This window comes from Providencia hangzhouensis (genome assembly GCF_029193595.2).
Lineage (GTDB): Bacteria > Pseudomonadota > Gammaproteobacteria > Enterobacterales > Enterobacteriaceae > Providencia > Providencia hangzhouensis.
Genome location: NZ_CP135052.1, coordinates 42,316 through 67,422, shown reverse-complemented (window position 1 = coordinate 67,422; position 25,107 = coordinate 42,316). Strand labels below are relative to the sequence as shown.

Genomic DNA, 25,107 nt, shown 5'->3' with positions numbered 1-25,107 from the left:
GGTTACTTTTTATTATCAACAAGTACAGCGAGTAAGATGACGACAGCTTTAACAATCATCTGGTAGTTTGACGAAATACCTAATAAGTTTAATCCATTGTTTAAGAAACCAAGGATAAGCGCACCAATCAATGTTCCAACTATGCGCCCTTTACCACCAGCAAGACTGGTACCACCCAGTACAACCGCAGCAATAGCATCAAGTTCATACCCATTACCTGCCATTGGCTGAGCCGATGATAAACGTGCAACTTCAATGACACTCGCCAATGCCGCTAGCAGTCCACATAAGGCATAAACCACTATTTTAATGCGATCGACATTAATACCAGAAAGACGGGTAGCCGCTTCATTCCCACCAAGTGCGTAGATGTAACGACCAAGGCGAGTATGGTGCAACATATACCATGCCGCAGCAAAAACGATGATCATTAACCAGACTGGGGTAGGAATACCAAATGGGCGGCCAATACCAAACCAACCAAATAAGTCTGCGTTATCACTAAATCCTGTATTGATAGGGCTGCCGTCTGTGTAAACTCGTGTCACACCACGCAGTAGTAGCATCATGACTAAAGTCGCAATGAAAGCTTGGACTTTTCCTTTTGCGACAATCACCCCGGTGCATGCACCGATAGCAGCACCGAGTGCTAATGCCCCCGCAACAGCCACTAATGCATTAACTTCCGCCCCGACCATAGAGGCTGCAACCGCTCCCGTTAAGGCCAATAAGGACCCAACAGAAAGGTCGATTCCTGACGTTAAGATAACTAATGTCATCCCAACCGCCATAATGGCGTTGACGGAGGTTTGTTGTAATATATTGAATAGGTTATTAACCGTAAAAAAATTCGGGCTTAATGTTGATACGATTGCAATCAAAACTAATAGTGCGATTAATGATTTTTGCTCCATCAGCCATGCTTTGCTGAACCAGCGTTTTGATGATGCGGTAGTTGAACTCATACTGATAACTCCTGAACTGAGCCATAATTTTTACCCACTGCGGCAGCCATTAAGGCTTCCTGAGTCGCGTCTTTGGCTGAAAATTCGCCGCTGATATGACCTTCGTGCATCACCAAAATGCGGTCACTCATTCCTATTACTTCAGGCATTTCTGAAGAAACTAAAATGATACTCAGCCCTTCTTTTTTAAACTGGTTAATTAGTTGATAGATTTCTTTTTTAGCACCAACGTCTACACCACGAGTTGGCTCATCGAGGATCAGTACTTTTGGTCTTGTCATCAAACCGCGCGCAATGGCCACTTTTTGCTGGTTTCCACCAGAAAGATTGCCAATTATTTGGTCCATAGACGGGGTTTTAATATTGAATAATCGTATGAAATCGCTAACGGTTTGCTGCTCTTCACCATGCTTGAGGCTTCCCCCTGCACGACTGAAATAACGTAATGCCGTCAATGACATATTTTCTTTCACTGACATGCCTAATACTAATCCATCACGTTTACGGTCTTCTGAAATATAAACAATGCCACTGTTTAAGCCATCTTGTGGTGTTTTCAGTGTTACGGGTTTGCCTTCCAGTTTTATCGTACCTGATTTTTTTGTCGCCGCGCCGTAGATGATTTTCATCAACTCTGTACGCCCCGCGCCCATCAAACCAGATACACCTAAAATTTCCCCACTCTTTAGGGTGAAATTGGCATTTGTTACACCTGGTCCAGATACATCTTCAAGCTGCAGCCTAATTTTTCCAGTTTCTACCTCAACCCTTGGATATTGGTCTTCAAGTTTACGACCAACCATCATTTCAATGAGTTTTTCTTCTTCTAATTCACTCACGGGTTTCTCACCAATAAACTGGCCATCGCGAAACACCGTTACATCGTCGCAAATTTCAAAAATTTCTTTTAAACGATGAGAAATATAAACAATGCCACAGCCTTGAGCTTTTAAGTCTTCGATAACTCTAAATAAGGATTCTGTTTCCGTGTCCGTTAGCGCATCAGTGGGTTCATCCATGATAATCACTTGTGATTGGAAGCTAAGGACTTTGGCGATTTCCACCATTTGTTGTTCGCCAATAGAAAGCTCTGCAATAGTTTGATGGCTATCATAATCAAGGTTAAGCCGTTTAAGCAGTTTGTCAGACTCACTGAACATTTTTTTCCAGTTAATTTTGCCAAATGCATTAACATACTCTCGGCCTAGAAAAATATTTTCAGCGATGGTTAATTCAGGGATCAGGTTGAGTTCTTGGTGGATAATCCCAATACCCGCCTCTTGGGAACTTTTGGGCCCATTGAACGCCACCTCTTTGCCTAAATAGCGGATTTGCCCGGCATCTTTTTTATAAATACCTGTCAGCACTTTCATCATGGTTGATTTGCCAGCCCCATTTTCCCCCACCAGCGCCATGACTTTCCCTGGATAGACATTCAATGTCGCACCACTGAGGGCTTTTACCCCTGGAAATGATTTATCAATCCCGATAAGTTCTAATAAAGGTTGCATAGTCACCTCAGAAAGTCACACCAGAACAAAGAATAACGTTAGCGAACGGTGAACATTCCCCTGTTCGGATCACCGCTTTACTGTCATGAGTCAGTTGTTTAAAACGTTCATGACTGCAATAAATAATTTCAATCGTATTGTTTTGAGTGACTTCTAACTGTTGTAAGTGAGCCAAAATAGCAGCTTCCATTTGTGGGTTAATGGTGCTGATTTCCTCTGCTAGAATGACTTTTTCAACTTGCATCTCTTGGGTGATGACACTTAAAACTGACATGAAATCTGGTAAGCCTTGCGTAATGGCTAAATCAATACGTTCCGTTCCTTGATAAATGGGTAAACCTGCATCAGAAAGCGTTATTTGGTCTGTATGACCTAATCTTGCGATTACAGAGGTAACGTTGGCATTAAGTAAAACACCCTTTTTCATTTTTCACCGCCATTCCAGTAAGCGAAACGTTTCGCTCATGTAATAATAGTAAAGATAAGTCACAACTCAATATTGATGATTAATATTTGTGATCAATATCGAAACGTTTCGTTCGTGTTGAGAAAGTTTAAAAACAATAACTTATTGAATCACTTATAGCTGAATCGTTTTTTCTGATTTCTTGGGGCATATCAAAGAAAAATGGAAAAATAGGTCGCAGTATGTAATAAAAGAAATTGATAGTTTTAATATCAACGCTTCTATAATAAAAGGAATGAATATGCAGCTTGCTGAACGAATAGCCCAATTAAGCAATTACCTTGAAAGCGGTTTATATGAACGCCAGCAAGCTATTCGTTTGTGCTTATTAGCCACATTAAGCGGTGAAAGCGTATTTCTATTAGGCCCTCCAGGTATTGCCAAAAGCTTAATTGCACGAAGAATGAAATATGCTTTTCGTCACGCAAACGCTTTTGAATACTTAATGACGCGATTTTCAACACCGGAAGAAATCTTTGGTCCTCTTTCAATACAGGCGCTAAAAGATGAAGGACGATATGAACGTTTAACCAAAGGTTATTTACCAGACGCTGAAGTCGTATTTCTTGATGAAATATGGAAAGCGGGCCCAGCCATTTTAAATACCTTATTAACGGCGGTTAATGAGCGCAAGTTCCGTAATGGTGATGAAGAAAAATCCATCCCTATGCGATTATTAGTAACTGCATCAAATGAATTACCCGATGCTGATAATAGCCTCGAGGCGCTATTCGACAGAATGCTAGTACGTATTTGGCTGGATAAAGTGCAAGAGAAACAAAATTTTCGCGCACTGTTAACAGGAAAATCATCGCTGAATGAATCTCAAATGCCAGAGCATTTAAAAATCAGTGATGAAGAGTACCAACAGTGGCAACAAGAAATTCCTAAAATTACGCTACCCGATCACTGTTTTGAATTGATTTACCAATTACGCCAACAATTAGATGCTACAGAGAAGCAGCTTTATGTTTCTGATAGGCGCTGGAAGAAAGCGGTTTACCTATTACAAGCAAGTGCTTTCTTTAATGGTCGCAACAGCGTATCTCCTCTAGATCTTGTGTTATTAAAAGATTGTCTCTGGCATGACATGCAATCGATGAATACTTTACCGCAACTATTGCAATCATTATTACAAGAAGATGGCTGGCAACAGCGAAAATTAACCCGTGAAATAGAGCAAATTTATCAGCAATGGATGTCATCGACCCAAGATCAAAACAACCAAGATGCATTTAAAGTCAATAAAAACAATGCAATGTTTGCTCGTAAGGCATCTTATGTATTGCCTGAAAATATCAGTGACGGCCGAATTACGCTGTTTTTACATCGCCCACTGCAACTGCATAATATGAAAGTTACCTTTGTAACAACTGATAAAAAGTCACTAATAACCTTCTTAAATAAAGGAACGACACTGTCCGCTCATCTAAATGGGATTGGTTTTGCGCAAGACATTGCTGCTGAGGTAAATAATTTAAACCAGATACAGTTATTAGATGTAAGTCATCAATCATCTACTTTATATATTCAAGATAAAACCTCGTCACTTGCGCCAAATACAAATAATCAAGAGTGGCTAGACAAGCTGGATAAAATTCAAGAAGAGATTCAAACCGCGCGTTATCAGTTTGAAAAACAGCAGCCCAACTTATTTATTGAACCACACTGGCTTGCGGATATTGAACAAAGTTTTATAAAGCTCACTGAAAAGCTAAACCAATTACGTAACCAAATCATGGGTAAAGTGGCCGAATAGCGATGATGAGTTTAGCCACATTAGAAATGCTGCTTTCAGTTAATGAAGGCCAATTAATTGAAGAGATAATTATATCTTTGCTAGCAACTCCTCAATTGGCGGTATTTTTTGAAAAACATCCTCGATTAAAAAAAGCTTTACTCAAAGATTTATCGGGTTGGAAAAAGGATCTCAAACAGCGTATGCAAGATGCGCTTGTTCCCGCACAACTTTCAGAAGAATTTGAACTTTATCGTCAGTCCCTTGGGATTTCGACAGATGCCTTTTTTATCCAATTACCTAATGTCATCGCAAAACTTCACCAACTGGATTCCCCTTTTTACCGTGAGGCATATCAGCTACAGAGTGGGAAAATAGAAAACCGCAGTGCAAGGCAATCACTGTTTGTTCAAAGATGGCGTATTAGCTTAATTTTACAAGTTACAACACTACATAAAGAGCTACTAGAACAGGAAAAAGAACAATTATTGGCAGAATTACAACGCCGACTGGCTCTAAGTGGTAATTTAGAAGATATTCTTGGCGAAAATGAACGTGCTGCTGGCCGGCTGTGGGATTTAACCAAAGGTGTGAACATGACTTCCACTTATAATGACCAATTATTAAGCCGATACAGTGAATTTTTACGTCAGCAGCCTGAATTAGAAAAAATAGCCCAATTATTAGGCCGTAGCCAATCCGCTCAATCCATTCCTGATGATAGTGTTTTTCTTGAACCAATGACTATCATGGAAAAAGTGCCAGAAACGGTTCCTGAGCAAGTTAATGGCTTAAATCAGAGTGATGATATTTTACGGTTATTACCTGCAGAACTCGCTATGTTAGGCCTTGAAGATATTGAATTTGAGTTCTATCGAAAATTACTCGAAAAACAGCTTCTAACTTATCGGTTACAAGGAGATAGCTGGCAAGAAAGAAAAGTTCTGCGCCCTATTACCCACCACCATAATGAAGAACAGCCAAGAGGACCATTTGTTGTATGTATTGATACATCGGGTTCGATGGGCGGTTTAAATGAACGCTGCGCCAAAGCATTTTGCCTCGCGCTAATGAAAATTGCGCTGGCGGATAACCGCTCATGCCATGTGATGTTATTTTCCACAGAAATTGTACATTACGATTTACTTTCTATTGATGGCTTAGAGCAATGTATTCGTTTTTTACATCAAACATTTAAAGGTGGGACTGACCTTGCGGCTTGTTTGCAAGAAACCGCAATAAAATTGGAATCAAAACAGTGGATTGATGCAGATGCCGTGGTGATTTCTGATTTTGTTGCTCAGCGTTTACCGGATGAGTTAATTCAGAAAATAAAGATTATGCAGAAGAAAGGTAAATACCGCTTCCATGCGGTATCTGTATCAAATTATGGGAAACCCAGTATCATGAAGATCTTTGACCATATTTGGCGTTTTGATACTGGGTTAAAAAGCAGGCTGTTACGCCGCTTTAGCCGCTAATTACAGCATACCTTCAACGGATTCTTGCATTTCAGCACCCCATACACCACATTGCACTTGGCCAATGTGTTGGCGTTGAAGAAGTAGCATAACTAAGCGAGACTGGCCAATACCACCACCGATAGTTTGTGGCATTTCACCTTTCACTAACGCTTGGTGCCACTCTAATTCCATACGTTTTTCATCGCCAGTTAAACTTAATTGACGAGTTAAACACTCAGGACTTACGCGAATTCCCATTGAAGAAAGCTCAAATGCGTCCTGTAAAACAGGGTTCCACACAATGATGTCGCCGTTCAAACCACAAAAACCGTCTTCATTTTTTGTTGTCCAGTCATCGTAGTCTGGCGCACGAACATCATGTGATTCACCGCTAGATAGCTTACCACCGATACCAATTAAGAATACTGCACCTAATTCTTTTGCGATTGCGCGTTCACGCCCTTTCGCATCTAAATCAGGGTAGCGCTGTAACAACTCTTCACTGTGAATAAAGTGGATTTGGTCAGGCAGGAACGGTGCCAACCCAAATTCTTTACTTACGGCAGCTTCTGTTTCTTTTATTGCCTTATAGATTTTACCCACTGTCTGCTTCAGATAAGGAAGTGTACGTTCCTCATCTGCCATCACTTTTTCCCAATCCCACTGATCAACATAGACGGAGTGGATTGGGGTTAAGCGATCCTCGTCCGGACGCAACGCTTTCATATGAGTGTATAGACCTTGGCCTTTACTAAAACCGAAACGCCCTAATGTTTTACGTTTCCATTTAGCCAAAGAATGAACCACTTCAAAGGTTGCACCTGGAATTGATTTCACTTTCACTTGAACGGCTTTTTCGCTGCCAGATAAGTTGTCTTGAGTACCATCCCCTAAGCGGCTTAGGATTGGCCCTTGAACTTCAATTAACCCTAATTCTTTTTCAAGTAAACGTGAGAAATATGATTTCACAAAACTAATTTGTTGCTGATGTTCGATAAATGACTTGTCCATAATTTATTCCCATAATTTGTTAGCTGTATTAGCTGATGTATAGATTAAGCAACAAAATGAGGTATAAATTCAATATCCATCATTAAAAAAAGCCTTTACTGTTTATTTTGAATAAAAAAACAGGTATAAAAATGAATAATCGTTAAAATAGAGGTGAAATAATGCCGGAAAATTATCAAATCGATAATCTCGATCGTGACATACTTCACGAATTAATGGCAAATGCACGCATACCGTATGCTGAATTAGCCAAAAAATTCGTTGTTAGTCCCGGGACAATTCATGTCCGTGTCGAAAAAATGAAACAAGCAGGAATTATTAAAGGCACACGTATTGATATAAACCCAAAACAATTAGGGTTCGATGTTTGCTGCTTTATTGGCATTATTTTAAAAAGTGCAAAAGATTACCCAACCGCACTAAAAAAATTAGATGCCTTAGAAGAAGTTGTCGAGGTGTACTATACAACAGGGCAATACAGCATTTTTATTAAAGTAATGTGCCGTTCTATCGATTCTTTACAAGACGTACTTATCAACAAAATTCAGACCATTGATGAGATACAATCCACAGAAACACTGATCTCCTTACAAAACCCGATCTTACGAACAATCAATCCGTAGAAAAAAAATGATATAACCACATTATCCACAGGTAGATCCCAGCTCATTCACAGCGTACAATAGCGCCCTATTATTGTGAAAGAGAATCACCATGACAAAAGTAACCTTAATAAGTGGCAGTACAATGGGCAGTGCGGAGTATGTTGCCGAGCACATGGCTGAGATTTTAGAAGAACTCGGTCATGAAACCGAAATTCAGCATGGCCCGGAGCTTGATGACTTAACACTTGAAGGCATATGGCTGGTGGTGAGCTCAACACATGGTGCAGGTGATCTCCCTGAAAATATTCAACCTCTTTTTGATTCAATAGAAGAAAGTGCTCCTGATCTAAGCCAAGTTCAATTTGGCTCGGTAGGGATCGGTAGCTCTGAATATGACACTTTTTGTGGTGCGATCCATAAAATAGATGACTTGTTAACCAAGCAAGGGGCTAAAAGGATCGGTGAATGTTTGGAAATTGATGTCCAACAACACGAAATACCCGAAGATCCCGCAGGGGAATGGGTTAAAATTTGGGCAAATGAACTCTAATTTGATTAAAATAACAGCAATCAACTGTGGATAACTCAGGGAAGATCCCGGTATTAACCCGTAGTTATCCAGAGTATAAGTTTTAGGTTCCCCATGCCCTGTGTATAAGTACCCTTTTTGATCCCAGCTTATACGCAAATGGATCACGGATCATTCACAGTATATGATCCTTTACACTTTTATGATCTTTAAAGTGAAAATCCACTTATCCACAGAAACGAGTGATCCTAATAAAAGATCTAATAAAGAGATCTTTAAATAAAAAGATCTTTATATTATATAGGGGAGAAACCTAAAGCTTGGTCTCTTCCTCAAACTTGAGTAGAATTCTCTCCTCAAATGCACAATCCGCATTTTCTAACGTTTAAGGTCCACACATGTTTTATCCAGAGCAATTTGACGTCATCGTAATTGGTGGTGGTCATGCCGGTACTGAAGCAGCAATGGCAGCTGCACGTATGGGGCGTCAAACCCTATTACTGACTCACAATATTGATACATTGGGCCAGATGTCTTGCAACCCAGCCATCGGTGGGATCGGTAAGGGGCATCTGGTTAGAGAAATTGATGCCCTTGGTGGTCTAATGGCCACAGCAACAGACAAAGCAGGTATTCAATTTAGAACATTAAATGCCAGCAAAGGGCCTGCAGTTCGTGCAACCCGAGCACAAGCTGACCGTGTTCTTTATCGCCAAGCTGTTAGAATGGCTTTAGAAAATCAGCCAAATTTGATGATTTTTCAACAACCTGTAGAAGACTTAATTGTTGAAAACAATCGAGTTACAGGGGCTATTACTCGCATGGGCTTAAAATTTAAAGCCAAAGCTGTAGTATTAACCGTTGGTACTTTCCTTGATGGCAAAATTCATATAGGTTTAGAAAATTACAGTGGTGGTCGTGCAGGTGATCCCCCTTCAATTTCACTTTCTCAACGTTTGAGAGAATTGCCTTTACGTGTTAATCGTTTAAAAACAGGAACGCCACCACGTATTGATGCAAGAACTATTGATTTCAGTCAGTTAGCTCAACAGCTAGGTGATGATCCAATGCCGGTATTTTCATTTTTAGGTTCACAAGATCAACATCCACAGCAGATGCCTTGTCATATCACCTATACCAATGAAAAAACCCATGAAGTGATCAGAAATAACTTGGATCGTAGCCCTATGTATGCAGGGGTTATTGAAGGGATCGGCCCACGTTATTGCCCTTCGATCGAAGATAAAGTTATGCGTTTTGCCGATAAAGACTCACATCAGATCTTCTTAGAGCCAGAAGGCTTAACAAGCAATGAAATTTACCCTAACGGGATATCCACCAGCTTACCATTTGATGTTCAAATGCAAATTGTTCATTCCATGAAAGGAATGGAAAATGCAAGGATCATCCGCCCTGGTTATGCTATTGAATATGATTTCTTTGACCCTAGAGATCTAAAACAAACGCTTGAAAGTAAATTTATTGATGGCTTATTTTTTGCTGGCCAAATTAACGGTACAACAGGTTATGAAGAAGCAGGGGCTCAAGGACTACTAGCCGGCCTTAATGCTGCACAACATGCCTTTGGTTTAGAAGGTTGGTTCCCTCGTCGTGACCAAGCTTATATTGGTGTTCTCGTTGACGACCTTTGTACTTTAGGGACAAAAGAACCTTACCGTATGTTTACCTCACGTGCTGAATACCGTTTGATGCTTCGTGAAGACAATGCAGATTTACGTCTGACAGAAAAAGGCCGAGAGTTAGGTTTAGTTGATGATGTTCGCTGGGCGCATTTTAATAACAAAGTCGAATTGATTGAAAAAGAGCGTCAGCGCTTAAAAGATATCTGGGTTCATCCTAAATCGGATAACCACACAGAAATAGATGGAATTTTAACCGTTCCATTATCTAAAGAAGCAAATGGGGAAGATTTACTCCGTCGCCCAGAAATGACGTATAAAATGTTAACTTCACTCAACCTTTTTGCACCGGGTATTGATGATCCTCAAGCTGCGGATCAAGTGGAAATCCAAGTTAAATACGAAGGGTATATTGCTCGTCAAAAAGAAGAAATTGAAAGACAACTGCGTAATGAAAATACCTTGTTGCCTGTTGACCTTGATTACAAACAAGTCAAAGGGTTGTCTAACGAAGTGATGGCGAAACTAAACGATCATAAACCAACATCTATTGGTCAAGCATCACGAATTTCAGGGATCACGCCTGCTGCAATCTCTATTTTACTTGTTTGGCTGAAAAAACAAGGCATGCTACGCCGGAGCGCTTAACGTGGATTTATTATCGAAACTTAATCAATTGCTAGTAAAAACCGATATCGACTTAACGGAAAAGCAAAAACAGCAGTTAGTTGATTATGTTGGGTTATTAGCGAAATGGAATAAAGCCTATAACCTGACATCGGTACGTGACCCACAGCAGATGTTAATCCGTCATATCATGGATAGCATAGTGGTGAACGGTCAACTCAACGGAACAAAATTTATTGATGTAGGAACAGGTCCTGGTTTGCCTGGTGTTCCTTTAGCGATTGTTCGACCTGATTCCCATTTTGTTTTATTGGACAGCTTAGGGAAGCGCATACGCTTTCTAAAACAGGTTCAACATGAGTTAGGGCTAACTAATATTGAGCCTGTTCAATCACGTGTTGAAGAATATCGGATTGAAAATGGTTTTGATGGTGTGATTAGCCGCGCATTTGCTTCACTGAATGATATGTTGGGTTGGTGCCATCATTTACCTTCATCTGAAGGGCGCTTTTATGCACTTAAAGGTGTCATTCGTGATGATGAAATGGTGCTACCAGAAGGTTTTGTGATTGAATCTATTACAGAGCTTGAAGTACCTGAACTTGATGAGCAGCGCCATTTAGTTAAAGTTTCTATAAAATAAAGTTGCTTTCTGTCAAAATATTTTGTCTTTTAGAGCGATAGTCGGTGTGTTAAAAAGCACCGGCTATTTTTATTTTTAGCTAAAGAATAAATACTTATATTTCACGTGTTATTTACATGTAAATAACGAATAAGTTTCAAAAATAAAGTGTTGATAGAAAAAATGCTGGCTAATTGGCAATTTTTACTTAATCGATTTAGCTAGGTAAATAGTTAACAGTGAAATATTTGATTTATCACGTTTAAATTTAACTTAAAAAACTAATTCTTTAATTGTTTGATTTACAGATTAAATCTATTTTTTGTTGTCAGTAAAGTTGAAAGAATAAATAAAGAGGATAAAGTCAAATGTGATATTTATCACATTAATGTGAATATATGCAGCAATTCATTAACTATTTATTAATTATTACAGCGACAATTCTGCGCCAACTCGAAAAAATTAAATATTTATTCACCTTTTCGCTACTTACTGATTGAATTCATTTCGCCTGCCCGTATAATTTGCACGTTTTTGTCTCTTGACACATTTACGCAAAGGCAGTTTTATACAACACTTAGCGTTTCTGAGGCTGAGAAGAGCTGGGAGTAAACAAAAAGTTATGTCTGTATCCCTTTATGACAACAAACACGCTGCAAAGCAGTTGTCTGTTCAGTTTATAACTTTAGTGATCCTCAGTGGGGCTTTCTGTGCAAATAGTATAGAATGGGGGGCCTCTGCTCTTGCTGGTGGGTTAGCATGCTGGTTACCAAATATCGTATTTATGCTGCTAGCACAATTTCAGAAAGCAAAAGGAGAGGATGAACCTGTCCGCATTGCCTGGTTCTTAGCATTAGGAGCAGGGCTAAAGGTTGTTACAACTATCGCTGTCTTAGTTGTTGCTTTCGGTGTGTTCAAAGCGTCATTAACACCACTGGGTTTGACCTATTTAGCGGTGCTAATTGTTCAGATTGTTGCACCAGCCGTTTTTAAACGGTAAGTATTTTTAAACTACAAAAGGGTAAGAGGCATCATGTCTGCATCAGGAGAAGTGATGACTACAGAGGATTACATAGGCCACCATCTGAAAAACCTTCAGTTGGACCTGAGTACCTTTAAGTTGGTCGATCCCCACGCTAGTCCAACATTTTGGACGTTGAACATTGACTCGCTTTTTTTCTCGGTAGTTCTCGGGGCTCTGTTCCTGTGGCTATTTAGAAGAGTTGCAGCCAATGCGACTAGTGGCGTACCCGGTAAGTTACAGACTGCAATAGAACTGATCATTGGTTTCGTTGATAACTCAGTCCGTGATATGTATCACGGCAAGAGCAAAGTTATTGCTCCTTTAGCATTAACTGTGTTCGTCTGGGTATTCTTAATGAACCTAATGGATTTACTCCCAATTGATTTCCTTCCGTATATTGCTGAGCATTATCTCGGGTTACCTGCATTACGTGCAGTACCAACCGCAGATGTTAGTGTCACATTATCGATGGCTATTGGTGTGTTTATCCTAATCCTCTTCTACAGCATCAAAATGAAAGGAATTGGCGGATTTACAAAAGAGCTCACAATGCAGCCTTTTAACCATCCTGTCTTCATTCCAGTCAACTTGATTCTTGAAGGGGTAAGCCTGCTGTCAAAACCTGTATCACTCGGTCTGCGACTGTTTGGTAACATGTATGCAGGTGAATTGATCTTTATTCTTATCGCGGCTCTGCTTCCGTGGTGGTCACAGTGGTTGTTAAGCCTACCTTGGGCTATCTTCCACATACTGATTATTACGCTACAAGCCTTTATTTTTATGGTTCTGACGGTTGTTTATCTGTCGATGGCATCTGAAGAACACTAATTTAATTTTATCAATAATTGTATTAACTGAAACAAACTGGAGACTGTCATGGAAAACCTGAGTATGGATCTGCTGTACATGGCTGCCGCTGTGATGATGGGCTTAGCGGCGATCGGTGCTGCGATCGGTATCGGCATCCTAGGTGGTAAATTTTTAGAAGGTGCTGCTCGTCAGCCAGATTTAATTCCTCTGCTGCGTACACAGTTCTTTATCGTAATGGGTCTGGTCGATGCTATTCCGATGATTGCTGTTGGTCTGGGCTTGTATGTAATGTTCGCTGTTGCTTAATTAACGTTACGGAACACTGTAAGAACATTAATTCACTAATGAATATGAGGTATTGTCTGTGAATCTAAATGCAACAATCCTCGGCCAGGCTATCGCGTTTGTCCTGTTTGTTTGGTTCTGTATGAAGTATGTATGGCCACCGATTATGGCGGCCATTGAAAAACGTCAAAAAGAAATTGCTGACGGTTTATCTTCCGCAGAACGTGCTAAAAAGAACCTGGAACTGGCGCAAACCGACGCAACCGACCGACTGAAAAAAGCGAAAGCTGAAGCACAAGTCATCATTGAACAAGCTAATAAACAGCGCGTTCAAATGATTGATGAAGCAAAAGCAGAAGCGGAAGCAGAACGTGCAAAAATCGTCGCGCAAGCGCAAGCTGAAATTGATGCTGAGCGCAAACGTGCACGTGAAGAGTTACGTAAACAGGTTGCGATGCTTGCTATCGCAGGTGCCGAGAAGATCATCGAACGTTCCGTGGATGAAGCTGCTAACAGCGACATCGTTGATAAACTAGTCGCTGAACTGTAAGGAGGGAGGGGCATGTCTGAAATTGCTACTGTAGCTCGCCCCTACGCCAAAGCAGCTTTTGACTTTGCTGTGGAAAACCAAGCTGTTGCTAAATGGCAGGAAATGCTAGCCTTCACCGCTGAGGTGACGCGCAATGAACAGGTTGGAGAGCTGCTTTCTGGTTCTATTGCACCAGAAACATTAGCTAAAACGTTTATCTCTGTTTGTGGAGATGAAATTGACGAGCATGTTCAGAATCTGATTCGTGTTATGGCGGATAACGGGCGTTTAACGACGCTACCAGAAGTGTTAACGCAATTTATCCAATTGCGTGATTCTCTGGAATCAACCATTGAAGTTGATGTAATTTCTGCCAACGAACTGAGTGAACAGCAGTCAGCTAAAATTTCTGCAGCGATGGAAAAACGTCTGTCACGCAAAGTTAAGCTGAATTGCAAAATTGATAAGTCTGTTATTGCTGGAGTGATCATTCGTGCTGGAGACCTCGTTATTGACGGGAGTATCCGCGGTCGCTTAGAGCGTTTAACTGACGTCTTGCAGTCTTAAGGGGACTGGAGCATATGCAACTGAATTCCACCGAAATCAGCGAACTGATCAAACAGCGTATTGCTCAGTTCGATGTTGTGAGTGAAGCTCACAATGAAGGTACGATTGTATCCGTTAATGACGGTATTATTCGTATTCACGGTTTAGCCGAAGTCATGCAGGGTGAAATGATCGCGCTGCCTGGCAACCGTTACGCTATCGCACTGAACTTAGAGCGTGACTCTGTTGGTGCGGTCGTCATGGGTCCTTATGCCGACTTGGCAGAAGGCATGAAAGTTAAATGTACTGGTCGTATTCTTGAAGTTCCAGTAGGCCGTGGCCTGCTAGGACGTGTTGTGAATACACTGGGTCAACCAATTGATGGTAAAGGTCCTGTTGATAACGATGGCTTCTCTCCTGTAGAAGTTATTGCTCCAGGTGTTATCGACCGTCAATCTGTTGATCAACCAGTTCAAACTGGTTATAAATCAGTCGATGCCATGATTCCAATCGGTCGTGGTCAGCGTGAGCTTGTTATCGGTGACCGTCAAACAGGTAAAACTGCTTTGGCTATCGATGCAATCATCAACCAACGCGACTCAGGCATCAAATGTGTGTACGTAGCTATCGGCCAGAAAGCGTCTACCGTTTCTAACGTAGTTCGTAAACTGGAAGAGCACGGCGCACTGCAAAATACTATCGTTGTTGTTGCTACAGCATCTGAATCAGCTGCTCTGCAATACTTAGCACCATATGCTGGTTGCGCGATGGGTGAATATTTCCGTGACCGCGGTGAAGATGCACTGATCGTATACGATGACCTGTCTAAACAGGCTGTTGCATATCGTCAAATCTCACTGTTGCTGCGTCGTCCACCAGGACGTGAAGCTTACCCAGGTGACGTTTTCTATCTGCACTCACGTTTACTTGAGCGTGCTGCTCGCGTTAACGCTGAATACGTAGAAAACTTTACTAAAGGTGAAGTTAAAGGCAAAACAGGTTCATTGACAGCTCTGCCTATCATTGAAACCCAAGCTGGTGACGTTTCTGCATTCGTACCAACAAACGTAATTTCGATTACAGATGGTCAGATCTTCCTGGAATCTAACCTGTTTAACTCTGGTATTCGTCCAGCGGTTAACCCAGGTATTTCAGTATCTCGTGTTGGTGGTGCTGCTCAGACTAAAATTATCAAGAAACTGTCTGGTGGTATCCGTACCGCACTTGCTCAGTATCGTGAACTGGCAGCGTTTGCTCAGTTTGCTTCCGACCTCGATGACGCGACTCGTAAACAGTTAAGTCATGGTCAGAAAGTAACTGAACTGCTGAAACAGAAACAGTACGCACCGATGTCAGTAGCAGAGCAGGCACTGTCTCTGTTCGCGGCAGAACGTGGGTTCTTGGATGATGTTGAGTTAGCGAAAATTGGTGCGTTTGAAGCTGCTTTAGTTTCTTTTGCACAGCGCGAGCATGCTGACCTTATGAACGAAATTGGCCCGGCTGGTAGCTATAACGATGATATCGAAGGCAAGTTGAAAAAACTGCTCGAATCATTTAAAGCAACTCAGTCCTGGTAATACTATTCGGCCCAGTTCTTAGGGCCGTCTGGTTAATAAGGAGAAGCAGAAATGGCCGGCGCAAAAGAGATACGTTCCAAGATCGGAAGTGTACAAAATACACAAAAGATCACTAAAGCGATGGAAATGGTCGCTGCGTCCAAAATGCGTAAAACGCAGGAACGCATGGCGGCCAGCCGTCCTTATGCAGAAACCATGCGCAGTGTGATTGGTCACCTAGCGTTAGGTAATCTGGAATATAAACACCCATATCTCGAAGAGCGCGAAGTTAAGCGTGTCGGGTATCTGGTTGTTTCAACAGACCGTGGTCTGTGTGGTGGCTTGAACATTAACTTGTTCAAAAAACTGTTAGCAGATATGAAGTTATGGTCTGAGAAAAACGTTCAGGTTGATTTGGCTTTAATCGGTTCTAAAGCGGTATCATTCTTCGGGTCTGTGGGCGGCAATGTCGTGACTCAAGTTACCGGAATGGGGGATAACCCAACGCTTTCGGACTTGATTGGTCCAGTTAACACTATGCTACAAGCCTATGATGAAGGGCGTTTGGATAAACTGTATGTGGTGACGAATAAGTTCATCAATACAATGTCTCAGGAGCCAACTATTCTTCAATTGTTACCATTGCCTGCAAGTGATGATGAAACACTGAAGAAGAAGTCTTGGGATTACATTTACGAACCCGATCCTAAGGCGTTGCTGGATACCCTGCTACGTCGTTATATCGAGTCGCAGGTTTATCAGGGCGTCGTTGAAAACCTGGCTAGTGAGCAGGCCGCACGAATGGTAGCGATGAAAGCCGCTACTGATAATGGTGGAAACCTGATCAAAGAGTTACAGTTGGTTTACAACAAAGCTCGTCAGGCCAGCATTACTCAGGAGCTTACCGAAATCGTTTCGGGTGCTTCCGCGGTTTAACAGCTAGGTTTACGAATTACGTAGAGGATTCAAGATGGCTACTGGAAAGATTATCCAGGTAATCGGCGCCGTTGTGGACGTCGAGTTCCCTCAAGATGACGTACCAAAAGTGTACGACGCTCTTGAGGTTGTTAACGGTAAAGAAAAACTGGTGTTGGAAGTTCAGCAACAGTTAGGCGGTGGTGTTGTCCGTTGTATCGCAATGGGTACATCAGATGGTCTGAGCCGTGGTTTAGAAGTTGTAAACTTAGAGCACCCAATTGAAGTACCAGTAGGTAAAGCAACTTTAGGACGTATCATGAATGTTCTGGGTCAACCTATTGATATGAAAGGTGATATCGGCGAAGAAGAGCGCTGGTCAATTCACCGTGCTGCACCTAGCTATGAAGAATTAGCTAACTCAACAGAACTGCTGGAAACCGGTATCAAAGTAATGGACTTAATCTGTCCATTCGCGAAAGGTGGTAAAGTTGGTCTGTTCGGTGGTGCGGGTGTTGGTAAAACAGTAAACATGATGGAACTGATCCGTAACATCGCGATTGAGCACTCAGGTTACTCAGTATTCGCTGGTGTTGGTGAGCGTACTCGTGAAGGGAACGACTTCTATCATGAAATGACCGACTCAAACGTTTTGGATAAAGTATCACTGGTTTATGGCCAGATGAACGAGCCACCAGGAAACCGTCTGCGCGTTGCGTTGACTGGTCTGACTATGGCTGAAAAATTCCGTGACGAAGGTCGTGACGTACTGCTGTTCGTTGACAACATCTATCGTTATACACTGGCAGGTACTGAAGTATCAGCACTGTTAGGCCGTATGCCTTCAGCGGTAGGTTATCAGCCAACGCTGGCGGAAGAGATGGGTGTTCTGCAAGAACGTATTACCTCAACTCAAACAGGTTCTATCACTTCCGTTCAAGCGGTTTACGTTCCTGCGGATGACTTGACTGACCCATCACCAGCAACCACCTTTGCTCACTTAGACGCAACGGTAGTTCTGAGCCGTCAAATCGCATCACTGGGTATTTACCCTGCGGTTGACCCTCTGGATTCTACTAGCCGTCAACTTGACCCACTGGTTGTTGGTCAAGAGCACTATGATGTTGCTCGTGGCGTTCAGTCTATTCTGCAACGTTACCAAGAACTGAAAGATATCATTGCAATCCTGGGTATGGATGAACTGTCTGAAGAAGACAAACTGGTTGTTGCTCGTGCTCGTAAGATCCAGCGCTTCCTGTCTCAACCATTCTTCGTTGCTGAAGTATTTACCGGTTCACCAGGTAAGTTCGTTTCTCTGAAAGACACTATCCGTGGCTTCAGTGGGATCCTGAACGGTGATTACGACCACCTGCCAGAACAAGCGTTCTATATGGTTGGTACCATTGAAGAAGCTGTGGAAAAAGCTAAAAAGCTTTAATCCAGCTGACAGGAGGTTGATATGGTAGCTGCAATGACATACCACCTGACTGTAGTGAGTGCTGAAAAACAAATGTTTGAAGGCATGGTACAGAAAATTCAGGTGACAGGTAGTGAAGGTGAGCTGGGGATTTACCCACAGCATACCCCGCTGCTGACTGCCATAAAACCGGGCATGGTACGTATTACCAAACAGTTTGGTGACGAAGAGCTAATTTACCTCTCCGGCGGTATTTTAGAAGTACAACCAAATGGTGTTATCGTACTCGCTGATACAGCGATCCGTGGTAAAGATTTAGACGAAGCTCGTGCAGTGGAATCTAAACGCAAAGCGGAAGAACACGTCCGTAAAGCTCACGGCGATGTTGATTATGCTCAGGCATCAGCAGAACTTGCAAAAGCAATAGCGAAACTTCGAGTCATCGAGTTAACTAAAAAGCTAATGTAATGATAGCGGTATAGTAAAAAAAGCCAGTTGGTTAAGTCTAACTGGCTTTTTTATTTGAGCGAAATATGTAGTAATTTATAAAGGAAATAGGTTTACTTTCATCCCTAAGTTGGAGTTTCAGGAAAAATGACTGTGCAAAGAAAAAGTGTCGTGATTTTAGCTGCCGGTAAAGGCACACGGATGTATTCAGAGCTACCTAAAGTTTTGCATTTGCTTGCAGGCAAACCAATGGTTCAGCATGTTATAGATACAGCAAAATCCATTGGTGCATCAGATATTCATCTGGTATACGGACATGGCGGTGATTTACTGAAAGAAAAACTGGGTGAGCAAAACCTCAATTGGGTATTGCAGGCGGAGCAACTCGGTACGGGCCATGCGATGCAACAAGCTGCCCCTAGCTTCCAAGATGATGAAGATATTGTCATGCTCTATGGTGACGTGCCATTAATCGCTAAAGATACCTTGGACAGGCTGATTGAAGTCAAACCACAAGGCGGTATTGGTTTACTGACGGTTATCTTAGATAACCCAACAGGGTATGGCCGTATAATTCGTGAAAATAATGAAGTTGTCGGTATTATCGAGCAAAAAGATGCCAGTGAAGAGCAACGTAAAATCCAAGAAATCAATACAGGAATTATGGTTGCTAGTGGCAAAGATTTTAAACGTTGGTTGGCACAACTGAACAACGATAACGCACAAGGCGAATATTATATTACTGATATTATTGCATTAGCACATAAAGAAGGTAATAAAATTGCAACCGTTCATCCTAAACATTTAAGTGAGATGGAAGGCGTGAATAACCGCCTACAACTAGCGGCGTTAGAAAGAGTTTATCAGAAAGAACAAGCGGAAAAACTGTTATTAGCCGGCGTGATGTTGATTGACCCTGCACGTTTTGATTTGCGCGGAACGCTGACTCATGGTCGCGATATTATTATTGATACTAACGTGATTATTGAAGGTAATGTCACATTAGGGAATAACGTACATATTCAATCTGGCTGTATTTTGAAAGACTGTGTGATTGGTGATAACTCGGTTATCAGCCCATATTCAGTGATAGAAAACTCTGAATTGTCAGCTGAATGTACGGTTGGCCCTTTTGCGCGTTTACGTCCAGGTGCTAAATTAGCAGCCAAAGCACACGTCGGTAATTTCGTCGAAATGAAAAATGCCTCTTTAGGTTTAGGTTCTAAAGCGGGTCATTTAAGTTACCTCGGGGATGCCCAAATTGGTGATAATGTGAATATTGGCGCAGGTACCATCACTTGTAATTATGATGGTGCCAATAAACATAAAACCATTATTGGTGATGATGTGTTTGTAGGGTCTGATACTCAGTTAGTTGCGCCAGTTTCTGTTGCCAAAGGTGCAACAATAGGCGCTGGCACGACGGTTACACGTGATGTGAATGAAGACGAACTTGTCGTTAGCCGTGTAAAACAAATGCATATTAAAAACTGGCAACGTCCAGTTAAGAAAAAATAAGTAAATATTGAGGAGAGGTAGCAATATCTTTCCTATTATAAATGCGAATTAATCGCGAAAATTAAAATAGCTACTCAAGGTAGCAATATAAAAATAATATCCCCATTTTCTACAAGGCTGGGGAGCAGTGAAAACTGTACAACAATTAGGTTGCGACAAATGAAGGTTTCTCAAGAAAGGAACCTTTTGTCTAGGAATCAAAAAAATATGTGTGGAATTGTAGGTGCTGTTGCACAACGTGATATTGCAGAAATTCTGTTAGAAGGTCTTCGTCGTCTTGAGTATCGTGGTTATGATTCAGCCGGTATGGCTGTGGTTGATCACGAAGGGCATTTGCAACGCTTACGTGAAGTCGGCAAAGTGCAAATGTTAGCTGAAGAAGCGGAGAAAAACCCGGTATCGGGTGGAACGGGGATTGCACATACCCGTTGGGCGACTCATGGGATTCCAAGTGAACGTAATGCTCATCCGCATACCTCTGGTTACATTGCGGTTGTTCATAATGGCATTATTGAAAACTATTTAGAATTGAAAGATGAGCTGAAAAAACTCGGTTATATCTTTAGTTCAGAAACTGATACCGAAGTAATTGCTCACCTTGTTCACCATGAACAACAAAAAGGTGGCACGCTGGTGGAAGTGGTTCAACGTGTTATCCCACAATTGCGCGGTGCTTACGGTACCGTGATCATGGATAGCCGTATTCCTGAATTATTAGTTGCTGCACGTTCTGGTAGCCCGTTGGTTATTGGTTTAGGTGTAGGTGAAAATTTCTTAGCATCAGACCAATTAGCATTATTGCCTGTGACTCGTCGCTTTATTTACCTCGAAGAAGGGGATGTTGCCGAAGTCACTCGTCGTACTGTTCGTATTTTTGATAAAAGTGGTGAAGCTGTCGATCGCGAGCAAATTGAATCAAACGTTCAATATGATGCAGGCGATAAAGGCGTCTATCGCCATTACATGCAAAAAGAAATTTACGAACAACCAATGGCAATTAAAAACACCCTTGAAGGGCGTTTTGACAAAGACAATGGTATCGATTTAAGCGAGTTAGGCCCTCGTGCAAGTGAAATTTTATCTCAAGTTGAACATATCCAAATCGTCGCATGCGGGACATCCTACAATGCGGGAATGGTTGCACGTTATTGGTTTGAGTCTTTGGCTGGTATTCCTTGTGATGTGGAAATCGCTTCAGAGTATCGCTACCGTAACCCTGCTCACCGTAAAAATAGCCTGATGATTACGTTGTCTCAATCAGGTGAAACTGCGGATACACTGGCAGCCCTGCGTTTATCAAAAGAATTAGGTTATCTGACTTCTTTAGCAGTGTGTAACGTGGCGGGCTCTTCTCTAGTACGTGAATCTGAATTTGCTTTAATGACCAAAGCAGGGGCAGAAATTGGTGTGGCATCGACTAAAGCGTTTACCACACAGTTAACCGTCTTACTGATGTTAGTTGCGTATATGGGCCGCTTGAAAGGTGCTAATCCTGAGCTCGAAGAAAACATTTCTCACGCTCTACATGCGCTACCGGCTCGTATTGAAAGCATGTTATCGCAAGATAAAGTTATCGAGGCATTGGCAGAAGATTTCTCAGATAAACATCACGCATTGTTCTTAGGTCGCGGTGATCAGTTCCCTATTGCAGTTGAAGGGGCTCTGAAATTAAAAGAGATTTCTTACATTCACGCAGAAGCATATGCAGCGGGTGAGTTAAAGCACGGCCCATTAGCGTTAATTGATGCCGATATGCCTGTTATCATCGTTGCACCTAACAATGAGCTGTTAGAAAAACTGAAATCAAACATTGAGGAAGTCCGTGCGCGTGGTGGTTTGCTGTATGTATTCGCTGACCAAGATGCAGGCTTTGAAGCCAGTGAAAATATGAAAATTGTTTCGCTACCTCATGTTGAAGAACTGATCGCACCAATTTTCTACACTGTTCCTCTGCAACTGTTGTCTTATCACGTTGCATTGATTAAAGGCACAGACGTTGACCAACCACGTAACTTGGCGAAGTCGGTGACGGTTGAGTAATTCAGCTGATTGAAATATAAATAAATCCGATTATGTTGTTAATGGCATAATCGGATTTTTATTTATATTTACAGGCCTTTTAATAGGCTTAATTTAAAATTAACTGTTGGTAATAATGGCGAAAAATGATGTTTTGTAGTTTTATAAGGCAATAGCTTATTTTGATATAAAATAACTTCAAAAATATTTTTCACATCATAAGGTTGGTCTGAGTTTTGATAGTTGACTTTGACTCGATTATCTTGATAACTCAGTAATATACAAGGTAACAGCGATAGTTTTAGTTGCTTAGCCACTTGATAGCGGTGGTTACCATCCATAATAATACCAGTGTGAATTTCACATGTAATTGGTGTTGTCCAAGTCCCATCACAGGCAATTTTGTGGCTAAGATAATCAACATGCTGTTCATCTGTTTCTTCTGATGAGCAAAAAAATTGTATTGGTTTCAATTCAATATGGTAGGTATCGTTAGTCATAACATCACCTTTATCAAAAAATTACTTATTATCTAAGCTTACAAAGTATCCAGGTTCATAAGGAATAGATAAAAATTTTTCATAGAATGTTTTAAATGTTTTATCTGCATTTAAATCAGCGAATAGTTCTGGGTGGATCCAATGTGCGAGCTGCTGTATAGCAATAAAATCATAAGGGCTGTTATAGAATTGATGCCAAATAGCATAAAATTGTTGGTTCTTAACGGCATTACTGCCAGTATAGGCGGGTTTTTTTAAGTATTTTTCTAGTTTTATTTTAGCCGCATTGAGGTTTTCATTTGGACCTAAGCCTATCCAATCTCCTTCAGGCATGAATTTTGAAAAGTTGGCGCTGGTAATAATCACTTTATCAGGGTTAGCGGCAAGCACTTGTTCAGGATTCATCATATAGAAGGTGTTAGGGGCATTGTTTGTGCCGATATTGTCACCACCAGCAAGTGAAACAAAGCGACCAAAGTTACCATCACCAAAAGTCAGACAGCACTCATCGGTATAACCACCTATGCGTTCAATAAAAATGCGTGGTTTTTGGGGATTATTTTTTGTGAGTACATCACTAACTCGTTTTAGCTGTTTTTCTCTAAATTGAATGAATTTCTCAGTTGTTTTTTCTTTCCCCCATAAAGCACCGAATAAGCGCATGGTTGGTGGTGTATTTTTTGATGGGTTAAAGCGAAAATCGACATAGATAATCGGGATCCCCGCCTTCTGTAATGCTTTATCGTGACCTTGCTCTTCAATAGCGGTTTTAGCTTCGATATTCATAATGATGACATCAGGCTGTAAAGTTAATGCATGCTCTATGTTTAAAGAACGTCTTTCTGTGCCACCAAATGTTGGAATTTTTTTTAGTTCAGGGAAATGCTCACTATATTGGCGCCATGTTGCAGGATCTGAGGTTTGCATATCGTTCCCCATTGCAACAATACGTTTTGCAGGGTTTTCTTTATCTAGCATGGCGACTAGGTAAAGCATACGGCCTTCACCTAAAATGACTTTTTTCACTGGAACGTTGACCTTGACCTTTCTATCTAGAATGTCGGTGACAGCAATCTGCTCTGCTGAAATAGCAGTAGAGAATAGCAAAGTAAAAGAAAACAATAACAGGGATACTATTTTGATAGATAATTTATGCTTTTCTTTCATATAATTCCTCATTGGATGAATGTTTGATCAGTAAAATGATTGTAATTAGGCTTGTGATATAACCAGCTGAAACATAATAAAAAAGCCAATCAATTCCAGGAAATAGAATAAATATACTTCCTAAGGCAATTCCTCCGATAGAAGCGAATTGATTGATACTTTGTGATAGACCAAGTACATAGCCTTGATGTTCAGAGGATGTAGTTGAAGATATTAATGCCGTGAGTATTGGCGTTGTTGCACCAAGTAAAACTCCCCAAAGCAAGTACAGTGAGGCAAACCAAAAAATTATAGGGGTTAATGCAAGACAGATAACAACAATGATACAGGTGAAGATAATCCATTTTAAGCGAACCAATGAAACAGTTATTGATTGGTGTTCAAACCATTTAGCCCATAACTGAGCAGATAGAATAACCCCCATTGCTTGTAGACCATAAATTAACCCAATAACCCAGAAATCTATTGAGTAGGAATGGTTGAGGTATAATGAAAAACTGGGGAGGGTGAGCATTCTACTCATTAATAAAAGCCCCATTAATAACATAAGGTGTTTCACAACTTGTTGAGGGCGATACTTTTTTTTGTTGTTAGATGTTTTTTTTGCTTGTATCACTAGATGATGTTTTTTATCTGAAGGTAAGAAAACAAATACAGTGACTGCGCAAACACCACAGAGTAGCCCCGCAATTATATTGATCCAAAAGAAATTGAGATAATCTAAGATTAACCCACCACAAAGTGCCCCCAGTAAAGATCCGATATTTGTAGATACTTGTAGGAAGGCAAAAAGCTGTGTTCGCTTTTTAGGATCGGTGACTGAAACGCCATAAGCTTGAGCTGGAGCAATATACCCTGCGCAAGCTCCTTGCACAGTTCTCAGTAATAAAATTAGCCAAGGGTCGTTACAAAATGATAATAAAATTTGGGTAATTGCTAAGCCAAGCAATGCACGGATCATCATTGCTTTATTACCCATTCGATCACCCATTCTTCCCCAAAATGTACTGGTTAACATGACACCAGTCATAGGGGCGACATAAACCATTGTCAAAGAAAAAGACAGTAGCCAACCCGAGCTATTATGTTGTAAATGAATAGGCCAAAATGGCCCACTCATTTCCATCGCTCCCATTGAAACAATTTGGATACCAAATAAGAAACCAATAATCAGATGGCTTTTCAGTAAATTCACGG

The 25,107-nt window shown here is 41.2% G+C and carries 24 protein-coding genes; 17 read left to right on the top strand and 7 right to left on the bottom strand.

Annotated elements, in window-relative coordinates; all coding sequences use genetic code 11:
• Window positions 1–2 precede the first annotated feature (2 nt).
• The 3 genes from rbsC to rbsD are packed head-to-tail and all read right to left on the bottom strand — an operon-like array spanning window position 3 to window position 2,903.
• Window positions 3–965 (bottom strand): ribose ABC transporter permease, encoded by a 963-nt coding sequence (rbsC, locus tag PZ638_RS00260; RefSeq protein ID WP_004906340.1) that lies wholly within the window; start codon window positions 963–965, stop codon window positions 3–5.
• Complete coding sequence (gene rbsA, locus PZ638_RS00255) at window positions 962–2,476, bottom strand: ribose ABC transporter ATP-binding protein RbsA (RefSeq protein ID WP_096863684.1); 1,515 nt, start codon at window positions 2,474–2,476, stop codon at window positions 962–964. The genes rbsC and rbsA overlap by 4 nt, the downstream gene beginning before the upstream one ends.
• Window positions 2,477–2,483: 7 nt before the next feature.
• On the bottom strand, window positions 2,484–2,903 hold the full coding sequence (rbsD, locus tag PZ638_RS00250; RefSeq protein WP_144141626.1) for a D-ribose pyranase: 420 nt from the start codon (window positions 2,901–2,903) through the stop codon (window positions 2,484–2,486).
• A gap of 280 nt (window positions 2,904–3,183) precedes the next feature.
• Between rbsD and ravA the strand changes: the two genes are divergently transcribed.
• Both ravA and viaA read left to right on the top strand, forming a co-directional pair.
• Complete coding sequence (gene ravA, locus PZ638_RS00245; RefSeq protein WP_206277736.1) at window positions 3,184–4,701, top strand: ATPase RavA; 1,518 nt, start codon at window positions 3,184–3,186, stop codon at window positions 4,699–4,701.
• 2 nt (window positions 4,702–4,703) lie between these two features.
• Entirely contained in the window at window positions 4,704–6,161 is a 1,458-nt protein-coding gene (viaA, locus tag PZ638_RS00240; protein WP_094962011.1) for an ATPase RavA stimulator ViaA, read from the top strand.
• Here viaA and asnA read toward each other — a convergent pair whose 3' ends face one another.
• The gene (gene asnA, locus PZ638_RS00235; RefSeq protein WP_004906329.1) at window positions 6,162–7,154 is read right to left on the bottom strand and encodes an aspartate--ammonia ligase; all 993 of its coding nucleotides are present in this window, start codon (window positions 7,152–7,154) and stop codon (window positions 6,162–6,164) included. It lies immediately after the preceding gene.
• 161 nt (window positions 7,155–7,315) lie between these two features.
• On the opposite strand from asnA, the gene asnC reads away from it, so the two are divergent.
• The 15 genes from asnC to glmS all read left to right on the top strand — a co-directional run bounded on the left by asnC (window position 7,316) and on the right by glmS (window position 22,264).
• Window positions 7,316–7,777, top strand: coding sequence for a transcriptional regulator AsnC (gene asnC / locus PZ638_RS00230; RefSeq protein WP_094962010.1), 462 nt, complete (start codon window positions 7,316–7,318; stop codon window positions 7,775–7,777).
• Between the two features lie 91 nt (window positions 7,778–7,868).
• Window positions 7,869–8,309 carry an FMN-binding protein MioC gene (gene mioC / locus PZ638_RS00225; protein WP_094962009.1) on the top strand — a complete coding sequence of 147 codons (441 nt, stop codon included), beginning with the start codon at window positions 7,869–7,871 and terminating at the stop codon, window positions 8,307–8,309.
• 377 nt (window positions 8,310–8,686) lie between these two features.
• Complete coding sequence (gene mnmG / locus PZ638_RS00220) at window positions 8,687–10,576, top strand: tRNA uridine-5-carboxymethylaminomethyl(34) synthesis enzyme MnmG (protein WP_004906322.1); 1,890 nt, start codon at window positions 8,687–8,689, stop codon at window positions 10,574–10,576.
• A gap of 1 nt (window position 10,577) precedes the next feature.
• The gene (gene rsmG / locus PZ638_RS00215) at window positions 10,578–11,198 is read left to right on the top strand and encodes a 16S rRNA (guanine(527)-N(7))-methyltransferase RsmG (protein WP_004906320.1); all 621 of its coding nucleotides are present in this window, start codon (window positions 10,578–10,580) and stop codon (window positions 11,196–11,198) included.
• Between the two features lie 601 nt (window positions 11,199–11,799).
• A complete protein-coding gene (gene atpI / locus PZ638_RS00210; protein WP_004906317.1) occupies window positions 11,800–12,177 on the top strand; it encodes a F0F1 ATP synthase subunit I in 378 nt (125 codons plus the stop codon).
• Window positions 12,178–12,210: 33 nt separating this feature from the next.
• Window positions 12,211–13,029, top strand: a complete 819-nt coding sequence (gene atpB / locus PZ638_RS00205; RefSeq protein ID WP_004906316.1) for a F0F1 ATP synthase subunit A — start codon at window positions 12,211–12,213, stop codon at window positions 13,027–13,029.
• Between the two features lie 48 nt (window positions 13,030–13,077).
• Window positions 13,078–13,317 (top strand): F0F1 ATP synthase subunit C, encoded by a 240-nt coding sequence (gene atpE / locus PZ638_RS00200; RefSeq protein ID WP_004093904.1) that lies wholly within the window; start codon window positions 13,078–13,080, stop codon window positions 13,315–13,317.
• A 58-nt stretch (window positions 13,318–13,375) separates the two neighbouring features.
• The gene (atpF, locus tag PZ638_RS00195; RefSeq protein ID WP_004906301.1) at window positions 13,376–13,846 is read left to right on the top strand and encodes a F0F1 ATP synthase subunit B; all 471 of its coding nucleotides are present in this window, start codon (window positions 13,376–13,378) and stop codon (window positions 13,844–13,846) included.
• 12 nt (window positions 13,847–13,858) lie between these two features.
• Window positions 13,859–14,392 carry a F0F1 ATP synthase subunit delta gene (gene atpH, locus PZ638_RS00190; RefSeq protein ID WP_004906300.1) on the top strand — a complete coding sequence of 178 codons (534 nt, stop codon included), beginning with the start codon at window positions 13,859–13,861 and terminating at the stop codon, window positions 14,390–14,392.
• Window positions 14,393–14,406: 14 nt separating this feature from the next.
• Complete coding sequence (atpA, locus tag PZ638_RS00185) at window positions 14,407–15,948, top strand: F0F1 ATP synthase subunit alpha (protein WP_004906297.1); 1,542 nt, start codon at window positions 14,407–14,409, stop codon at window positions 15,946–15,948.
• Window positions 15,949–15,999: 51 nt separating this feature from the next.
• On the top strand, window positions 16,000–16,863 hold the full coding sequence (gene atpG, locus PZ638_RS00180) for a F0F1 ATP synthase subunit gamma (RefSeq protein ID WP_004906295.1): 864 nt from the start codon (window positions 16,000–16,002) through the stop codon (window positions 16,861–16,863).
• Window positions 16,864–16,897: 34 nt separating this feature from the next.
• Entirely contained in the window at window positions 16,898–18,280 is a 1,383-nt protein-coding gene (gene atpD, locus PZ638_RS00175; protein ID WP_004906293.1) for a F0F1 ATP synthase subunit beta, read from the top strand.
• Window positions 18,281–18,301: 21 nt separating this feature from the next.
• Complete coding sequence (locus tag PZ638_RS00170) at window positions 18,302–18,727, top strand: F0F1 ATP synthase subunit epsilon (RefSeq protein ID WP_094962008.1); 426 nt, start codon at window positions 18,302–18,304, stop codon at window positions 18,725–18,727.
• A gap of 126 nt (window positions 18,728–18,853) precedes the next feature.
• Window positions 18,854–20,224, top strand: a complete 1,371-nt coding sequence (glmU, locus tag PZ638_RS00165; protein WP_094962007.1) for a bifunctional UDP-N-acetylglucosamine diphosphorylase/glucosamine-1-phosphate N-acetyltransferase GlmU — start codon at window positions 18,854–18,856, stop codon at window positions 20,222–20,224.
• Between the two features lie 207 nt (window positions 20,225–20,431).
• Window positions 20,432–22,264 (top strand): glutamine--fructose-6-phosphate transaminase (isomerizing), encoded by a 1,833-nt coding sequence (gene glmS, locus PZ638_RS00160; protein WP_094962006.1) that lies wholly within the window; start codon window positions 20,432–20,434, stop codon window positions 22,262–22,264.
• A 68-nt stretch (window positions 22,265–22,332) separates the two neighbouring features.
• Here the strand turns inward: glmS and PZ638_RS00155 are convergent, their stop codons facing one another.
• From PZ638_RS00155 to PZ638_RS00145, 3 genes are read right to left on the bottom strand one after another with little or no spacing between them, the layout of a single operon-like run.
• On the bottom strand, window positions 22,333–22,743 hold the full coding sequence (locus PZ638_RS00155; protein WP_094962005.1) for a ParB N-terminal domain-containing protein: 411 nt from the start codon (window positions 22,741–22,743) through the stop codon (window positions 22,333–22,335).
• A 21-nt stretch (window positions 22,744–22,764) separates the two neighbouring features.
• Window positions 22,765–23,910: an ABC transporter substrate-binding protein gene (locus PZ638_RS00150; protein ID WP_094962004.1), complete on the bottom strand. Its 1,146-nt coding sequence runs from the start codon at window positions 23,908–23,910 to the stop codon at window positions 22,765–22,767.
• On the bottom strand, window positions 23,894–25,105 hold the full coding sequence (locus PZ638_RS00145) for an MFS transporter (RefSeq protein ID WP_144141676.1): 1,212 nt from the start codon (window positions 25,103–25,105) through the stop codon (window positions 23,894–23,896). Before PZ638_RS00145 ends, PZ638_RS00150 begins: the two co-directional genes overlap by 17 nt.
• Window positions 25,106–25,107: the final 2 nt, after the last annotated feature.